Raw genomic sequence first — 16,597 nt, forward strand, 5'->3', positions numbered from 1 at the left:
GAAAAATAGATTTTTTTGATATGGTTTTTATGTTTTTTAATCGAAAAATTCACTCATATATGTTCTATAGACAAGTGGAACTAAATTTTGTTGTAGTTTTAGATTTATTCTCTCTTTTATAGTAACACCTTTAAAAAAACTCTTCCAAAGCTTTTGGAATTTTTCTTCATTTGAAGAATAGATTGGCTCATCAAAATAAGCAATTTCTTGTATAGAAAACTCTTCATCTATTTTTACAAAAGCTAACTTTCTATTTAGGTCGTGGATTATGAAATTTTGGTTATTAAAGCGTTTTAAAAAGTGTTTTCCTAAAAAATATACCACATTAAATTTTGATTCAATTTTTCCATATAAAGTTCCATCTTCAAGCTCTTCAAATCTAATAAAAGCGTACATTTTATGAACTAGCCTAAATAACTCTTTTTCAAGTGAATTTAGATAAAAAACGCAAGAATTATTTATATTGTATAGTTGTTTTAAATCTTTAAATCCAATGATAATATACTCTAAAAGAGCCATTTCAAACTCTTTTGAATCGCACATAAAAATGTTTAATATCTTTTCAAAACAATCTTTTGGAAACTTTATTTTTAGTGCATTAAAAACTTTTTCATATTTTTCTTTTGATGTTTCTATTTCTATAATCTCTTCAAAAATCATCTCATTTGGAAGAGTTTTATAGATTTTTATAGGTTTTAGTTTTTTATAATAAACCTCATAAACCAAAGATAAAAATCCCTCAAAAGTTCCATCATAAACTAAAATCATAATTCACCTGTTAGTGAACTAATATCAAAAAGAGAGGGTTGTATTAGTTTTTTTGGTTCTGGTTTTGTAAGTGCAAGTTTTAGACTTTCTCGATAAAATGGAATTTGCCTTTGAAACTCTTTGTTACAAGTGATAAAGTATTTTGCTTTTTTGATTGTTATTTTTAGCTTTTTCAAATCATCAAAAGTCAATCTTTTAAATCTTCTAGCACTTAAAATCTTCATCACACCTCTTGCTCCAATTCCTGGAATTCTTAAAAGTTCCTCTTTTGAAGCTGTGTTTATTTCCATAGGAAAATATTTTAGATTGTTTAACGCCCAAAATGTTTTTGGGTCAAGTTCTTCATCTAGATTTGGGAACTCATCAGTAACTATTTCATCCCAAGAAAAGTCATAAAATCTAAGCAACCAATCGGCTTGATAAAGTCTATGTTCTCTTAAAAGTGGGGGTTTTGTGATAATTGAAGGAAGATTTTTGTCATTGTTTACTGGAATATAAGCACTGTAATAAACCCTTTTTAACAAAGCTTTATCGTATAAAGCAGAGCTAAGTTTAAGTATATCTCTATCACTTTCAGGTGTTGCTCCAACGATTAGTTGAGTACTCATTCCTATTGGTTTTTGATTCTTTTCTAGGCTTAAATCCCTTGCAAATTTTAGTGGTTGTAAAACTTTCTCTTTTGTTTTATTTGGAGCTAAAAGTTTTAGGGATTTATCACTTGGAAGTTCGATATTTGAACTTACTCTATTTGCTAGTTTTACGATTTCTTCAACTAATTCCATACTACTTCCAGGGATTAATTTTACATGAATATATCCATTAAATCTATACTCATATCGTAAAATCTTCAAAGCTTTTAAAATCAAAGTCATAGTATGGTCTTCATTTTTTACAATTCCAGAACTTAAAAAAAGACCTTCAATATAGTTTCTTTTATAAAAATTTATTGTGATGTCTGCAAGTTCTCTTGGAGAAAAAACAGCTCTTGGAATATCATTTGAAATACGATTTATACAATAAGCACAATCATAAATACAAATATTTGTAAGTAGAACTTTTAGAAGTGAAACACATCTTCCATCAGGCGTGAAAGTGTGGCAAATTCCACTTGTGTGTGTTGCTCCTAGTTCTCCTTTTTTGAAGCTTGTGTCAACTCCACTAGAAGAACAAGAAACATCATATTTTGCACTATTTGCTAAGATTTCCATTTTTTCATAAATATCTGTTTTCATTTTTGTATTTTAGTAAAACTAAAAAAATTCCTTTAAAAATATTTCAATCTGTAATAAAAAGTTTTTCTAAAAATTCATTTGCAATTTTTAGATGAGTTTCTAGTTTCTTTTTTGGTATTTTGTTTAAAAGTGCTATTTGCATTTTCATTCTTGGATTTTTGTCAAACTTGAAAGAATATTTATATAAAAATCTCCAATAAAGTGCATCTATAATCTTGCACCACTCTTCTTTTTTATCATAATCACTCATCTTTAAAAGATAGTTTGAACTAGCTATATAAGGTTTTGTAGTGATACTTCCACCATCACTAAAACCACTCATTCCATAAACATTTCCAACCATCACCCAATCGTAAGCATCAATATAGTTTTTCATAAAAAACTCATAAACATCATTTGGTTTTATTTCAAGTAATAAAAAGATATTTCCTAAAATCATAAGCCTTTCTATATGGTGATTATAAGCTGTAAATTCTAGTTTTTTTATGACATCATCTAGGATTTTTATGCCAGTTTGAGCTTCTAAAATTTTATTTGGAATAGAGTTTTTAAACTCAAAAAAATTTGAGTTTCGCAAGAGTATTCCATCATCTTCATAAACTCGAAGCATAAATTCCCTCCAACCTATGATTTGCCGTATGAAACCTTCTTTTGCATTGTATGGAGCATCAAAATTTACTATTTTTTCTATTAATTCATTTAAGTCAATCAAACCAATATTTAAACTACTTGAAATATTTGAGTGAAATAAAAAGTTTTGTTTTAAATCTTTTGTAATTGCATCTTGAAAAGAGCCAAAATTCTCAAATTTCTCTTTTAGAAAATAATCCAGTTGTAAAGAAGCTTCATCAAAAGTTGTAGGATAATAAAAATTTTCACAACTACCTACACTTTTAAACTTTTTGCAGTAAATCAAAGCTTCTTTTACAAACTCATTTTCAAAAGCTAAAGTAGGGGGAATTTTTATCTCTTTTGGAAGTTTTTTTCTGTTATCTTCATCAAAGCTGTATTTATCAAAAAGAGGTTTTCCATTTTGCATAAAAATATCTAACTCTTTTCTTCTATTTATATAAAACTTATGCAAAAACTTATTTTTATCTTTTGGGTTTATGAAGTTTGGATTTTTGATTGTTGTGATGTTTGAAAAGTTTTTATAAACTTTTTTTTCTAAATAATTATCAAAAAGTTCATACACAAAAACTTCTTCATTTTTATAAATCTCAAGATAACTTTCATCTTCAAAATACTCAACTAAAATACTGTTTTGTTTCAAATAACTCTCATAAAACTTCATACTAGCTCTATGAAGAATAAGCTTTTGAATATGAAAATCATATTGAGTAAAAAATAGTGGTTCTTCTATTAAAAGCACTTTTTTATTTACAAAGTTTGATAGGTTTTTAAATAATTGATTTGGATAAAGGATAAATGTTTTCATAAGGTTAGTTTATTGGATTTTAGTTGTACTTTGTAGAGATTTTTTGTAAATTAAAGCAAGTTAAAACTTGCTTTTAAATAACCCTAATAATCTCAGCACTAGGTTTCGCAAAATAATAACCTTGCGCATAATCTACACCTATCTCTTTTACTTTTTCTAGTTCATAAGGAGTTTCAACACCTTCAGCTAAGATTTTGATATTATTATCAACACAGATTGTTCTTAAAGCCTTATAAATAGATTGTTTCATCGTATCTGTGTCGATATTTTCTATTATATTTCTATCAACTTTTATGATGTCTGGTTTTATATCAATAATCATATTAAGTGAAGAGTATCCCTCGCCTACATCATCAAGTGCAATTAAAAAACCTTTATCTCTATAAAAATTTAAAATAGTTTTTAAGTGTTCTTTATCTTTTACATTTTGTGTTTCAACGACTTCAAAAACTATATTTTTTGGGTCAAAGTCCAGCTGTTTTGCCCATTTTACAGTGGAAGCCAGACAAAATTCTGGGTCATAAATAGAAGTTGGAATAAAGTTTATAAAAACTTTTGCATCTATTTTTTTAACGGCGGTTGTTTTTAAAGCTGTTTCCCTACACATTCTATCAAGGGTAAAGTTCATATCATTTCGTGTTGATTTTGAAAATAAAACATCAGGATACATAAGTTCACCATTTGGCAAAACTCCCCTTGTCAAAGCTTCATAGGCAAAAATTTCATTTGTTTGCATATTTATTATTGGTTGAAAGTGAGCAGTTAAACTGCTATTTTCGATAATATCAAAGAAGTTTTTATCCTCTATAAAATGTAAATATCTATTTAATGGTTTTGCAAAAAATATAGTTCCAAGTGAGAGTTGATTATCTTCATTTTCTATAAAAATTTTGATTTCATCTTTTTCCAAATCATTAAAATTTATATTAAAAAAGTCAAAATTCTCTTCAAAAAAAAGTTTTGGATTCTCTTCTTCAATAGTTATTATTCCATCTATTTTTGAGCTTTCAAAACCTAAAGTTTTTAAAAGATTTGAAGATTTTATCACTAACTCTGTTATTTGAGTTATGAAGTGAATTTTGCTTTTTTTCTCACTTATAGAAAATATATCTTTGCATTTACAAGCCATTTTTTAATCCTTGATTATCGTAATTACAATTTCGCCCACAATAAAACCAAATTTTTTTAGTTTAGAGTGATTTATAATAACACCATCATCTTGTAAATGTAACCAATCTTGAACACTCAAATCAATAGTAGAATCTTTATAAGGAGTTCTCATAACATAATCAAGCATAACAGTATTTCCATTTGCAATCATTGGACTTTCACCAATAATATCATTTGCAGTTGCTATAAACTTTTTATCTCCTGTTGGTTTTAGAGTCCAAACTCTTTTCATCTCTTCACCATCGTTATAAACAAAATACTCATCAAGTGTTCCAATACCGTTTTTATCCCAAGAACCTATCATTGTTCCTTTGAATGTTCTTGTTATTTTTCCACTTCTATCTTTTACGATACCATAGGCTCTTAGTTTTCCATTAAAATAATCTTGTGGAATAAACTCTGGTTTTGTGTTGTTAAAATCTTCTATTTTCATACCCGTACATCCTGTAAATAAAATTGTTGTTAAAAAAATAAATATTAAATTTTTCATGCGATTAATCCTTTGTTTAAATCTATATTTTGATCTCTTGTAAAAACCAATTGATGAAGATTTATATTTCTTGTTAAAAATGCAGCTTCACAATAGTTTAGATACATTTTCCACATTCGTATAAAATATTCATCAAAACCTAACTTTTTAACTTCTTCTAATTTTTTTTCAAAATTTTCATGCCAAATATTCAAAGTCTTTGCATAATCTTCTGTAAACTCTTCAAGATGATTTAGATTTAGTCGTGTGTGTTTTGATGTCACTTCAAGTATTTTAGAGATACTTGGAAGATGACCTCCTGGGAAAATATATTTTTGTATAAAATCAGTCCCTTTTGAGTAAGCTTTATATCTTTGGTCTGGCATTGTGATTACTTGTAGAACTAAAACTCCATTTGGTTTTAGTAACTCTTGGCACTTTTTAAAGAAGATATGAAAATACTCTTTTCCAACAGCTTCAAACATCTCAACAGCAATTATTGCATCAAATTTTCCGTTTAAATCTCTATAATCTTTTAATAAAATATCGATTTTATCTTCTACATTATGCTCTTTAAATCTATTCTCGCAAAGCTTTTTTTGCTCAACACTTAAAGTTACAGTTGTAACCTCACAACCTTTATCATTTGCCAAATGAAGTGCCATAGCTCCCCAACCTGAACCAATTTCTAAAACTTTTGAACCCTCTTTTAGGTTTAGTTTTGATGAGAGTTTTTCTAACTTGTTTTTTTGTGCATCATATAAATTTTGGTTTTTGTGTGAAAATACAGCACTTGAATACATCATCGTTTCATCAAGCATTAGTTTATAAAAATCATTTGATAAATCGTAATGTGCTGAGATATTTTTTCTTGCATTTGTTTTTGAGTTTTTTCGTAAACTATGTTTTATTTTATTAAAAATTGGCATTAGATTTATTAGTTTATTTTTTTCATTTTCACTTGTAGTTCCAAGATATTGTGCATTTAAAAGTGCTAATTCTAATAGTTTTGTAAGATTTGAAGTTTCAAAATCTTTATCTATAAAACTTTCACAAAAACCAATATCACCATAAAGTAGGGTTCTACTAAAAAATCTATTATTATATATTTCTAAAGTGATTTTTTCTGCAACATTTTTTTCTCCATAAAGTTTGATAGTTCCATCTTTATAAACTACTTCAAGTGTTCCTTTTTTTATTTTTGAAAAGAAGTTATCTCCAAATTTATTCCATAATTTTTGCATTTTTAATACCTCCTTATTTTGTCACTTTCTCTTGGAAAATAGATTTTTAACCCTTTTAAATAAAGCCTAAGAGCGTGATAATATGTTCGAGAAACCACTAAAAAAGTGCTGAACATATATCTAAAAAATATTTTTAGTATATTTTTAAAAGTGTAGGGCTTTGCTTTTGAGTTAAAAATCGCTGTTAATTTATGTTGTTTATCTTCGTATAAATCTATTTTTATAAATAATTTGTTTTCATCATACTTTAGCTCAAATTCATAAACTCCCTCACATTGAAAAAAAGGCGAAACATACATATCTTTTTTTACAACTCCAAAATATGAATTGTCTCTTTTTTCAAGTTTTACAGGATAAACAACACGACCATTGTTGTAGTTATGAACTTCAGCTAAAATATGAGTTGGAAGGTTTTCTTCATCAAATAAAACCAAAACACTAATAGGATTAAAAACAAAGTTTAAAACTCTTGGAAGTGTTAAAAATCTCATTTTTGTAGTAGTTTTTAAATCAAATTTTTTTAAAAGCTCCTCTATATTTTTCATAAAATCAGTAGTTTTTCCAAAGTGGTCAAAACTTTGTAGACTCATAAAATTTAATTTATTTATAGAAAAAATTCTGTTTTCTAAACTTTTTAAATCAAATACATCAATATCAAGCAGATAAAAGTTATATTTAAAATCATGCTTTTTAGGAAGAAATCTTTTATGATAAATAGTTCCTTCAAAAATATTGTGATTTGATAAACTTTGCATTTTAGAACTCGCATCCAAGTTTTGAAGCCACTTTTGTAGCACTTAAAAGTCCATCTTCATGGAAACCATATCTCCAATAAGCTCCTGCAAAATAAGTGTTATTATGTCCACAAATTTCATCTTTTCTACTTTGCATTTTTATTGCTGTTGAGTCAAATTGAGGGTGTTCATAAGAGATTTTTTCAATCACATTATTTATATTTTGTGTTTCATTTAATGATACAAAATAATCTTTTTTTGTTTTTAGATTTTGTAGAGTATTTATCCAATAACTAAGTGTTACAAGCTTATTTTGTTTGTTTGAACTTGTATAGTTCCAAGCTGCATACATTTTTCTATTTGGATATAAAATATTATTGTCATTATGTAAAACAGCGCTATTTTCTTTGTATTTAAACGCACTTAAAATCTCAATTTCTTTTGGTGTTGGATTTTCTAAAATCTCTAAAGCTTGTGGTGCGTGCATAGCTAATATAACTTTGTCATAAAATGATTTAGTTCCATTTCTATGGATTAGAAAAATGCCATTTTCTTCCCTTTGAACTTTTATCACATCAGAGTTTACAAATATTTTTCCAGAGATTTCATTTTTTATTTTATTTACATAATTTATGCTTCCATTACTAACAGTTAGCCATTGATGATGAGTTGAAACTCCTAAAAGTCCATGGTTTTTAAAAAATGTCAAAAATGTTCTTGCTGGAAAATTATTCATCTCATCACTTGGAGTTGACCAAATAGCAGCACCCATTGGAAGTAAATATCTTTGTTTGAAAGCATTTGAATAATCTTTTATGTATTCGCCCAAAGTTTTGTCTAAATTTGAATTACACTCTTTTAAATCTTGATTTGCTTTTTTATTAAAATCTAAAATATCTTTTATCATTTTATAGTGAGTAAGTGAAAAAAGATTTCTTTTTTGAGCAAACATTCCTTTTAGTGATGAGCCATTGTAAGCTCTGTTTATATCTTTGTCCCAAAAAGCAAAACTCATATCTGAGTTTTCTATTTTTACATCTAACTCTTTAAATAGTTTTGTTAAAAGTGGATAAGTAGGATGATTAAAAACTAAAAAACCAGTATCAACGCCAAAGACTTTATCCTCATCTTGAACCATTGAAGTTCTAGCATGACCTCCTAATCTATCCTCTTTTTCGTATAAATCAACTTCATGTTTTTTGCTTAAAATATAGGCACTTCCAAGTCCACTAATTCCAGCTCCTAAAACTGCTATTTTCATTTGTATCTTCCTTTTGGGTCAAGTTTTGTAAAAACTAATTTTGAAATATCCATTTTGTTTTTTAAATCATTTAGAATTTTTTCTAACTCATTTTTATCTATGTTGGGTGTTCTACTCATAATCCAAAGATTTGAATAATCATCATTTGAAACAACTGCAGTTTTATAATCATTTAGATATTCGATTTTATATGAAGTTCTAAAAACGAAAAAATATCTCATAAAAAGTTGGTTATTTTCTAGTTTTGCAAAACCATTGTATTCTATTAGTTTTCCATCTAATTCATTTTCAAAACATCTGTTATAAACATCATAAGTATTATCACTTTGAAGTTTGTATTCTACACTTGAAGCCACACAAGAGGTTTGAAAACTATTTTCAATTCTTGCAATTTCATACCAAAGTCCAGAAAATTTTTTAATATCAACAAGAGTATTTGCAAAGATTGATGAAGAAAAAAATATTGTTAAGAATAAAAATTTCACAAATACCCCTTTTACTTAAACAATGTAATTTATTATAAAAAAAGAGAGTTTTGTATACTTATTTTGTCACTTTATATTTTAGTAATAAAATAATAGAAAATATTTTGAAGATTATGGGCATTATTGAATATAAAAAAATGATTGCATAAATTGAAGTTTGATTTATATTTGAAGTTTCAAAATTTGTAAATTCTAAACTTATAAAAGAAATTGCAACTGCCAAAGATAAAGAGAGTTTTGTAATCATTGCCCAAAAACCAAATAAAACTCCTGTTAAATCTTGATTTTGTTTTTTTGTTTCTTGAGTTACATCAGTTTGAATAGAAGAGGGTAATGCCATATCAGCTCCCAAACACATTCCAGTTATAACACAAATAATAACAAAATAGAAAAAATCACCTTCACTTAAAAAAGGCACAAAACTAAAAGCACTAATTGCAATAATTATTGACAAAATCCAAGTAGATTTTTTTGAGATTTTAGTTGAGAGTTTTATCCAAATAGGAAAAGTAATAATTGCACTTAAAAAATAGATTATTAAAAAAAGTCCAGTTTTTTCTTCTAAAACTAACACATATTTTACAAAAAACAGAAATAGAGTTGCAGGAAGTGCATTTGCTAGATTGTTTAATAAAAAAGCAAAAAATAGTTTTTTGTGATGTGGGAAATTTATAAAAAATGTTTTTAAGGATTTGAAGAAGTTTTCATTTCTTAAAAGCTCCTCTTTTTTTTCCAAGTGTTTTAGTTTTGTAAAAAATAGAAGTAAAAAAATAGGAAAAATAATCAAAATTGTATAAAGTAAAAGTTCTAAACTCTTTTTTGAATCATTTGAAACTAAAAAAATATAAGGAATTAATAAAGAGATTAGAACTCCAACTATTATAAAAATCTCCCTTGAAAAAGCAAGTTTTGTATTCTCTTGTTCATTATTACTTAAAATTGAGTTTAAACTAAGATAAGGAATTAAAACAAAACTATAAGAGATATATGTAAGAATAGAAAATAAAAATAACCAAAGAGAACTGTAAAAAATAGGTTTTATTAAAAAAAATAGTCCAAAAACTAAAAAGATAGAAGAGATGAAAATAATATTAAATTTTTTGCTATAAATATCACAAAATCTCCCAATAAACGGGTCAACAATCATATCAAGTAATCTTGCAACTAATAAAATAGCTCCAACAATTCCAACACCTAAACCAATATTTTCAACATAAAAAGTTGGTAAATAAATATATAAAGGAAAACCCAAAAAAGCAATAGGAATTCCCAATATTCCATATAAAAGAATTTCTTTGCTTTTTAGGTTATTATTATTCATAAAATCAAATCTATATATTTCACAAGAATTTTAGTTTTAATCATTTTAAAAATCTTTTTGTTATTGAAAAACTCCAACTATATGGTAAAAAGCTAAGCAATTTTAAAAAACTTGAGAGTAAAAAAGGAAACGATATCTCAAATCTATAAGGCTTGTTTAATCCTTCAAATATCTTTTTAGCTGCATAATCAACTTGCATTAATTGTGGCATTTCAAAATCATTTTTAGCTGTTAGTCTTGTTTTTACAAAACCATGATTTATAATCTGCACATAAATATTTTTTCTTTGTAACTCTGGCTGTAAAGATTGGGCAAGATTAACTAATGCAGCTTTTGAAGCACTATAAGCTCCACCATAAGGTAACCCAAAACAACTTGCTAAACTTGCATTTAGAACAATTGTTGATTTGTTATTTTGTTTTTCCAAATAAGAAATAAGTGGTTTTAAAACTCTTAAAACACCTAAATAATTAATGTCAATCATGGATTCAAAGTTTGAAATATTCCATTGCTCGTAAGTCATTGATTCATAGACTCCTGCATTGTAAAAACAGATATCTAAACCATTAAAAATATTAAATACTCTATCCACACTTTTGATAACATTTTCGTTATCTAAAACATCAATATTTAAAAGTTGTAGATTATCCATGTACGTTGATTTTAGATTTAATAACTCATTTGAATTTTCTATATTTCTTGAACTTGCAATTACTAAATAATTATTTTGTAACCACAATTTTACTAACTCTAAACCAATTCCGCTACTAGCGCCAATAATCCAAACTCTTTTTTCCATGATAAACAACCTTTGTTTATTTAAGCTAGCAAATACTAACTTAAAATGATTATATGAGAAATAAAGTATTTTTTGTATGTTTTATTTGTAGATTGATAAAAGAAAAACCATGAAGCAAAAGAGCTAATACCTAATAAAAAGGTATAGCTGCTCCACTTGCTCCCATGATTTCTCTTGCATCTTCACTCATCATTGAGGGATCCCAAACAGGGTTAAATACTAAATTTACTCTTACTTCATCAATCTCATCAACTGCAAGTGTCACATATTTTACTTGTTCAAGTAAAGAATCTGCAACAGGACAAGCTGGGCTTGTTAATGTCATATCAATTTCACAATATAAATAGTTCTCTTTTTCTTCAAATTTTATTTCATATATTAATCCAAGATTATAAATGTCTGCTGGAATTTCAGGGTCATAAACTTTTTTTAAATTTTCTATTACTTTTTCTTTTATTTTTTCTAAATCAAATATTTTACTCATTTTTTAATCCTTTATGCGTTTTGGGCATACTCTTTTATTTTTTTCATCATTCCAATAACTCCACTTTGTCTATTTGGAGTTATCACTTCACTTAGTTTTAATTCATGAACAATATCCATATCAATATCTTTTAATTCTTGTATAGTTGAGCCAGAAAAAATTTTTAATATCATATAAACTAAACCTTTTACAATTATGGCGTCACTTGTTCCTCTAAAATAGATTTTTCCATCTTTTATCTCATGTGTTAACCAAACTTGAGAAGTACAACCATGGACTATATTTGCTGGTATTTTATCACTCTCATTAAACTCTTCAAGTTTTTTCCCTAAATCAATAATATATTCATATTTTGCAAGTTCATCATCAAAAAAATCTAAATCTTCTTTTATCTCATTTACTCTTTCTTCAATAGTGCTCATTTTATCCCTTTAACATAATTAAGGCTCTTTTTAATGCCTCGATTAATTTATCTACATCAACATAATCATTATAAAAAGCTGTGCTAACTCTTATAGTTCCTTTTATTCCTAATTTTTTCATAATTGGTTGTGCACAGTGATGACCAACTCTTAGAGCAACTCCCATTTTATCAAGAAGTATTCCTATATCATCGTGAACTATGCCTTTGAAGTTGAAACTTCTACTTCCAATTGTATTTGAAATGTCATTGTAAAATACAATATCAGGAAGTTTTGCTAACTCTTCATCTAAGTATTTAAAAACTTTATGTTCTAAATTTTCAATATTTTCATATCTAACATGATTTATATACTCTAATGCTTTTCCAAAACCTATAACACCAGCAATATTTTGTGTTCCTGCTTCAAATTTATATGGAGAATCAAGTAAAGTTGAACCATTAAAATCAACTTCATGTATAGTTGCTCCACCAGTTTGATAAGGTTTTATATCTTTTAGATATTTTTCTTTTATATAAATTGCTCCAACACCAGTTGGTCCAAATGTTTTATGTCCAGAAATTGCAAAAAAATCAACATCTAGTTTTTGTATATCCACTTTTAGATGAGCTAAACTTTGAGCTCCATCACACATAACAACAGCACCATAAGAGTGAGCTAGTTTTGTAATAGCTTCCATATCATGGATTTTTCCAAAGGCATTTGAAATATGCGTAATACTAACAAAAGCATTTGCATTTGCTTTTAATAGTTCTTCAAAATGAGTCATATCAAAATCTAAATTTTCATTACAATTTACAACTTCAAGTCCATTTCCCAAAGTTCTTCCTTGCATGTGCCATGGAACAATATTTGAGTGGTGTTCTAAACTAGAAATAATTACAGTTTTAAAATCTTTTGCAAAAGATGAGGCAATAAAATTTAAAGATTCTGTTACACCTTTTGTAAAAATAATCTCTTCTTTTGCTGAAGCATTTATAAACTCTTTTAAAAGAGTTCTTACTTTCTCAAACTCTTGGGTTGCTTTATTTGCGTGACCAAAATTACTTCGGTGTGTGTTTGAACAATATTGTTCATAATATTCAACTTGCGAATCTATAACAGATTTTGGTTTTTGAGTTGTTGCACCATTATCCAAATAAATTGTTTTTGAGTTTTGGAAATATGGAAAATCATTTTTAAACATATTTTTCCCTTTTATAATTTTCTACAAACTCTTTTATTATCTCATTTTTTATATTAGATATTATCGTACTTTCAAAAGCATTTAATAACATTTCATAAGCTTTTTCTTTTTTTATACCTCGTGAACAAAGATATAAAAGTTGGTCTTGATTTAAAGTTCCTGTTGTTGTTCCATGACTTGCTTCAAGTTCATCTATTAAAATTTCAAGATGAGGTTGTGCAAAAATTGTTGCATCATCACTTAGTAATATAGTGTTACAATTTTGAAATGCTTTTGTAAATTGTGCAGTTTCATTTACAATTGATTTTATTTTTACAACAGCTTTTGAACTATCTTTTAAAGAGTTTTTATAGTTTATTGAACTTGTAGAGTTTTTTTCGTTATGAATTGTTTTTACTAAAGTTGCAGTTGTTGAATCATTTGATAATTTAATTAATCCATTTAATTCATAGTTTACAAACTCTTTATTTATGATATTTTCAAAACTATTTACTATAAATCCATCACCAAACTCAAGATTTGTTATTTCAAGATTTGAACTTTTTTCTTGTTTTATACTATTTGCAAAAATCATAGAATTTGAAGCATTTATATCTTGAATTTTTACATATTCTAAAGAGGCATTTTCTTCTAAAATAATATTTCTATTTACTGTAAAAGCAGAGTTTTTAGAACTGTTTACAAAAACTTCTACAACTTGAGCTTTGATATTTTCTTTTACTTCTATTTTTAAAGAGTTAGAAAAAAGTGTTTCATCTTCTTTTATTTTATATATTAAAAAAATTGGTTCAGCAATATTTTTATCTATAGTTAAAACTTTTTGATTTTCATCTAAACTTTTTGTAATATTAAATAAAACAGATTCATAAGAGTTTTCATCTTTTATAGTTTTTAAACCCATAATATCAAATTCATAAATTTTAGATTCTTTAAATTCAGTAGAAAACAGAGAATCAAAATTTATTTTTAAAAACTCTTCATCTTTTTTATTTGGAAGATTAGTGTTTAATTCATTTATTTTCATCTTTTATTCCTATTGCTTCATAACCTTTTTCATCTAGTTCTAAAGCTAAGTTATAATCTCCTGTTTTAGCAATTTTCCCATCATTTAAAATATGAACAAAATCAGGTTTTATAAGTTCTAAAAGTCTATCATAATGGGTAATCATTAAAATTGATTTTTTCCCATCAAGCATTGAGTTTATAACATTTGCAACAGTTTTTATAGCATCTACATCAAGACCTGAATCTATCTCATCAAGCATAATTAAATCAGGTTTTAACATAAGTAGTTGAATAAGTTCATTTCTTTTTTTCTCACCACCACTAAAGCCATCATTTAAGTCTCTTTGTAGAAGTTTTCTATCAATATTGAATTTTCCTGTTTCTTCTTTTGTTAGTTTTAAAAATTCCATTGCATCAAGTTCTTCAAGTCCTTGATATGCTCTTTTTTCATTTATAGCTGTTTTTAAAAAGTAACTATTATTAACTCCTGGAACTTCAACTGGAGTTTGAAAACTCATAAAAATTCCTTCATTTGCTCTAGTTGCTACATCCATTTCAAGTAAATCTTTATTTTTATAAGTTATTTTTCCCTCTGTTACAATACAGTCATAGTGAGCACTTAAAGTTTTTACTAAAGTTGATTTCCCAGCTCCATTTGTTCCCATTAGAACATGAATTTCACCCTCATTTATCTCTAAATTTAAACCTTTTAATATTTCATTCTCATTTATTTTAACATGTAAGTTTTCTATTTTTAATAATTGTTTTTTCATAATTTATCCCACGCTTCCTTCAAGTGATATATTTAATAACTCTTTTGCTTCTGCTGCAAATTCCATTGGTAACTCTTTTAGAACTTCTTTACAAAAACCATTTACAATCATAGCGATTGCATCTTCTTCAGAAATTCCTCTTTGGTTTAAATAAAATAGTTGTTCTTCTGAGATTTTTGAAGTTGTTGCTTCATGTTCTATATTTGCACTACTATTTCTTATTTCATGGTATGGATAAGTGTGTGCATGACACTTGTTTCCAATTAAAAGTGAATCACACTCTGAAATATTTCTAGCATTTGAAGCATTTTTCCCAACTCTTACAAGTCCTCTATAAGCATTTACTCCATGCATTGCAGAAATACCTTTTGAAATAATTGTTGATTTAGTATTTTTTCCTAAATGAACCATTTTTGTTCCGGTATCTGCTTGTTGCGATTTTGAAGCAATGGCAACTGAATAAAACTCTCCAACACTATTATCACCTTGTAAAATACATGATGGATATTTCCAAGTTATGGCACTTCCCGTTTCAACTTGTGTCCAAGAGATTTTTGAATTATCACCTTTACAGATTCCTCTTTTTGTTACAAAGTTTAAAATTCCACCTTTTCCTTTGTCATCTCCTGGAAACCAGTTTTGAATAGTTGAATATTTTATTTGTGAATTTTTTAGAGCAACTAATTCAACAACTGCAGCATGAAGTTGTCTTTCATCTCTTGTTGGAGCAGAACAGCCTTCATTATAAGAAACATAACTTCCTTCATCACAAATAATTAATGTTCTTTCAAATTGTCCTGTATTTAAGGCATTTATTCTAAAATAAGTTGAAAGTTCCATAGGACATCTCGTATTTGGTGGAATATATACAAAACTTCCATCTGTAAAAACTGCACAGTTTAAAGCTGCAAAATAGTTATCAGTTGGGGGAACAACACTTGCTAAATACTCTTGTACAAGTTGTGGATATTTATGAGCTGCTTCACTGATTGAGCAAAATATAATTCCAAGTTTTTCAAGTTCATCTTGATAAGTAGTTTTAACTGATACTGAATCAAAAACAGCATCAACCGCAACACCTGCAAGTTGTTTTTGTTCTTCAAGTGGAATTCCTAATTTTTCATAAGTCTTTAAAATTTCTGGGTCAACTTCATCTAAAGAGTTTAAAGCTTTTTTAGGTGCACTATAATATGCAATATCTTGGTAATCAATTTTTGGATATTTTAAATTTGCCCAAGATGGCTCTTCCATTTTTAGCCATTTTTTATAAGCTTTTAGTCTAAAATCCAATAACCATTCTGGTTCATTTTTTTTAGCACTAATTGCTCTTATTACATCTTCATTTAAACCTTTTTCAAAAGTATCACTTTGAACTAAAGTTTCAAAACCTAGTTTATACTCTTTGTTAATTACGTCATGTATTTGTTGATTCTCATTCATGACTTCTCCAATATAATATTAAATTTTTTAAATAGGACTATATTTATCCTATTTAAAATTCTATCATAATGTAGTATACAATGTAAAGAATAAATTATTTTCAAATTGAACTAATTATTTTAATAAAAAACTTAATTCTCTTTATTGAAAATAATTAAAAAATAAAGAAATCGGAGAAATTTTATATTAAAAGATGAAAATATAGTAATTGTAAACTATTTAGCCACATTTAATAGCGGTTTTTAAATCATTGATTAGTATAATAAATTTACTGTATGAAAAAAAACAAATAGATAAAAACAATTAAGACAATTTTTATCCTATTTGCATTAGAATACGAAAAAGTTTTATTTGTAACTATTAATT

17 protein-coding genes are annotated in these 16,597 nt (G+C 26.7%); all 17 read right to left on the reverse strand.

What is annotated here, in order from left to right:
- Window positions 1–36: 36 nt before the first annotated feature.
- Complete coding sequence (locus AELL_RS03780; protein ID WP_118916666.1) at window positions 37–768, reverse strand: TIGR03915 family putative DNA repair protein; 732 nt, start codon at window positions 766–768, stop codon at window positions 37–39.
- A complete protein-coding gene (locus AELL_RS03785) occupies window positions 765–2,000 on the reverse strand; it encodes a putative DNA modification/repair radical SAM protein (protein ID WP_118916667.1) in 1,236 nt (411 codons plus the stop codon). Before AELL_RS03785 ends, AELL_RS03780 begins: the two co-directional genes overlap by 4 nt.
- Window positions 2,001–2,043: 43 nt before the next feature.
- Complete coding sequence (locus tag AELL_RS03790; RefSeq protein WP_118916668.1) at window positions 2,044–3,438, reverse strand: cryptochrome/photolyase family protein; 1,395 nt, start codon at window positions 3,436–3,438, stop codon at window positions 2,044–2,046.
- 73 nt (window positions 3,439–3,511) lie between these two features.
- Window positions 3,512–4,567, reverse strand: a complete 1,056-nt coding sequence (locus AELL_RS03795; RefSeq protein ID WP_118916669.1) for an EAL domain-containing protein — start codon at window positions 4,565–4,567, stop codon at window positions 3,512–3,514.
- Window positions 4,568–4,570: 3 nt separating this feature from the next.
- Window positions 4,571–5,098, reverse strand: coding sequence for a DUF3833 domain-containing protein (locus AELL_RS03800; protein ID WP_118916670.1), 528 nt, complete (start codon window positions 5,096–5,098; stop codon window positions 4,571–4,573).
- A complete protein-coding gene (locus AELL_RS03805; protein ID WP_118916671.1) occupies window positions 5,095–6,321 on the reverse strand; it encodes an SAM-dependent methyltransferase in 1,227 nt (408 codons plus the stop codon). The genes AELL_RS03800 and AELL_RS03805 overlap by 4 nt, the downstream gene beginning before the upstream one ends.
- Before the next feature lie 2 nt (window positions 6,322–6,323).
- Entirely contained in the window at window positions 6,324–7,076 is a 753-nt protein-coding gene (locus AELL_RS03810) for a DUF1365 domain-containing protein (RefSeq protein ID WP_118916672.1), read from the reverse strand.
- Between the two features lies 1 nt (window position 7,077).
- Window positions 7,078–8,316: an NAD(P)/FAD-dependent oxidoreductase gene (locus AELL_RS03815; protein WP_118916673.1), complete on the reverse strand. Its 1,239-nt coding sequence runs from the start codon at window positions 8,314–8,316 to the stop codon at window positions 7,078–7,080.
- A complete protein-coding gene (locus tag AELL_RS03820) occupies window positions 8,313–8,801 on the reverse strand; it encodes a lipocalin family protein (RefSeq protein WP_118916674.1) in 489 nt (162 codons plus the stop codon). Before AELL_RS03820 ends, AELL_RS03815 begins: the two co-directional genes overlap by 4 nt.
- A gap of 58 nt (window positions 8,802–8,859) precedes the next feature.
- Window positions 8,860–10,122, reverse strand: a complete 1,263-nt coding sequence (locus AELL_RS03825; RefSeq protein ID WP_118916675.1) for an MFS transporter — start codon at window positions 10,120–10,122, stop codon at window positions 8,860–8,862.
- A 40-nt stretch (window positions 10,123–10,162) separates the two neighbouring features.
- Window positions 10,163–10,921 carry an SDR family NAD(P)-dependent oxidoreductase gene (locus tag AELL_RS03830; protein ID WP_118916676.1) on the reverse strand — a complete coding sequence of 253 codons (759 nt, stop codon included), beginning with the start codon at window positions 10,919–10,921 and terminating at the stop codon, window positions 10,163–10,165.
- 130 nt (window positions 10,922–11,051) lie between these two features.
- On the reverse strand, window positions 11,052–11,405 hold the full coding sequence (locus tag AELL_RS03835; RefSeq protein WP_118916677.1) for a metal-sulfur cluster assembly factor: 354 nt from the start codon (window positions 11,403–11,405) through the stop codon (window positions 11,052–11,054).
- Between the two features lie 11 nt (window positions 11,406–11,416).
- The gene (locus tag AELL_RS03840; RefSeq protein ID WP_118916678.1) at window positions 11,417–11,827 is read right to left on the reverse strand and encodes a SufE family protein; all 411 of its coding nucleotides are present in this window, start codon (window positions 11,825–11,827) and stop codon (window positions 11,417–11,419) included.
- A gap of 1 nt (window position 11,828) precedes the next feature.
- A complete protein-coding gene (locus AELL_RS03845) occupies window positions 11,829–13,013 on the reverse strand; it encodes an aminotransferase class V-fold PLP-dependent enzyme (protein WP_118916679.1) in 1,185 nt (394 codons plus the stop codon).
- Window positions 13,006–14,037 carry a SufD family Fe-S cluster assembly protein gene (locus AELL_RS03850; RefSeq protein ID WP_118916680.1) on the reverse strand — a complete coding sequence of 344 codons (1,032 nt, stop codon included), beginning with the start codon at window positions 14,035–14,037 and terminating at the stop codon, window positions 13,006–13,008. The genes AELL_RS03845 and AELL_RS03850 overlap by 8 nt, the downstream gene beginning before the upstream one ends.
- A complete protein-coding gene (sufC, locus tag AELL_RS03855; RefSeq protein WP_192941212.1) occupies window positions 14,024–14,791 on the reverse strand; it encodes a Fe-S cluster assembly ATPase SufC in 768 nt (255 codons plus the stop codon). The genes AELL_RS03850 and sufC overlap by 14 nt, the downstream gene beginning before the upstream one ends.
- A 3-nt stretch (window positions 14,792–14,794) precedes the next feature.
- Window positions 14,795–16,231 carry a Fe-S cluster assembly protein SufB gene (gene sufB, locus AELL_RS03860; RefSeq protein ID WP_118916682.1) on the reverse strand — a complete coding sequence of 479 codons (1,437 nt, stop codon included), beginning with the start codon at window positions 16,229–16,231 and terminating at the stop codon, window positions 14,795–14,797.
- Window positions 16,232–16,597: the final 366 nt, after the last annotated feature.

It is taken from the genome of Arcobacter ellisii, assembly GCF_003544915.1.
In the GTDB taxonomy this organism is placed as follows: domain Bacteria; phylum Campylobacterota; class Campylobacteria; order Campylobacterales; family Arcobacteraceae; genus Aliarcobacter; species Aliarcobacter ellisii.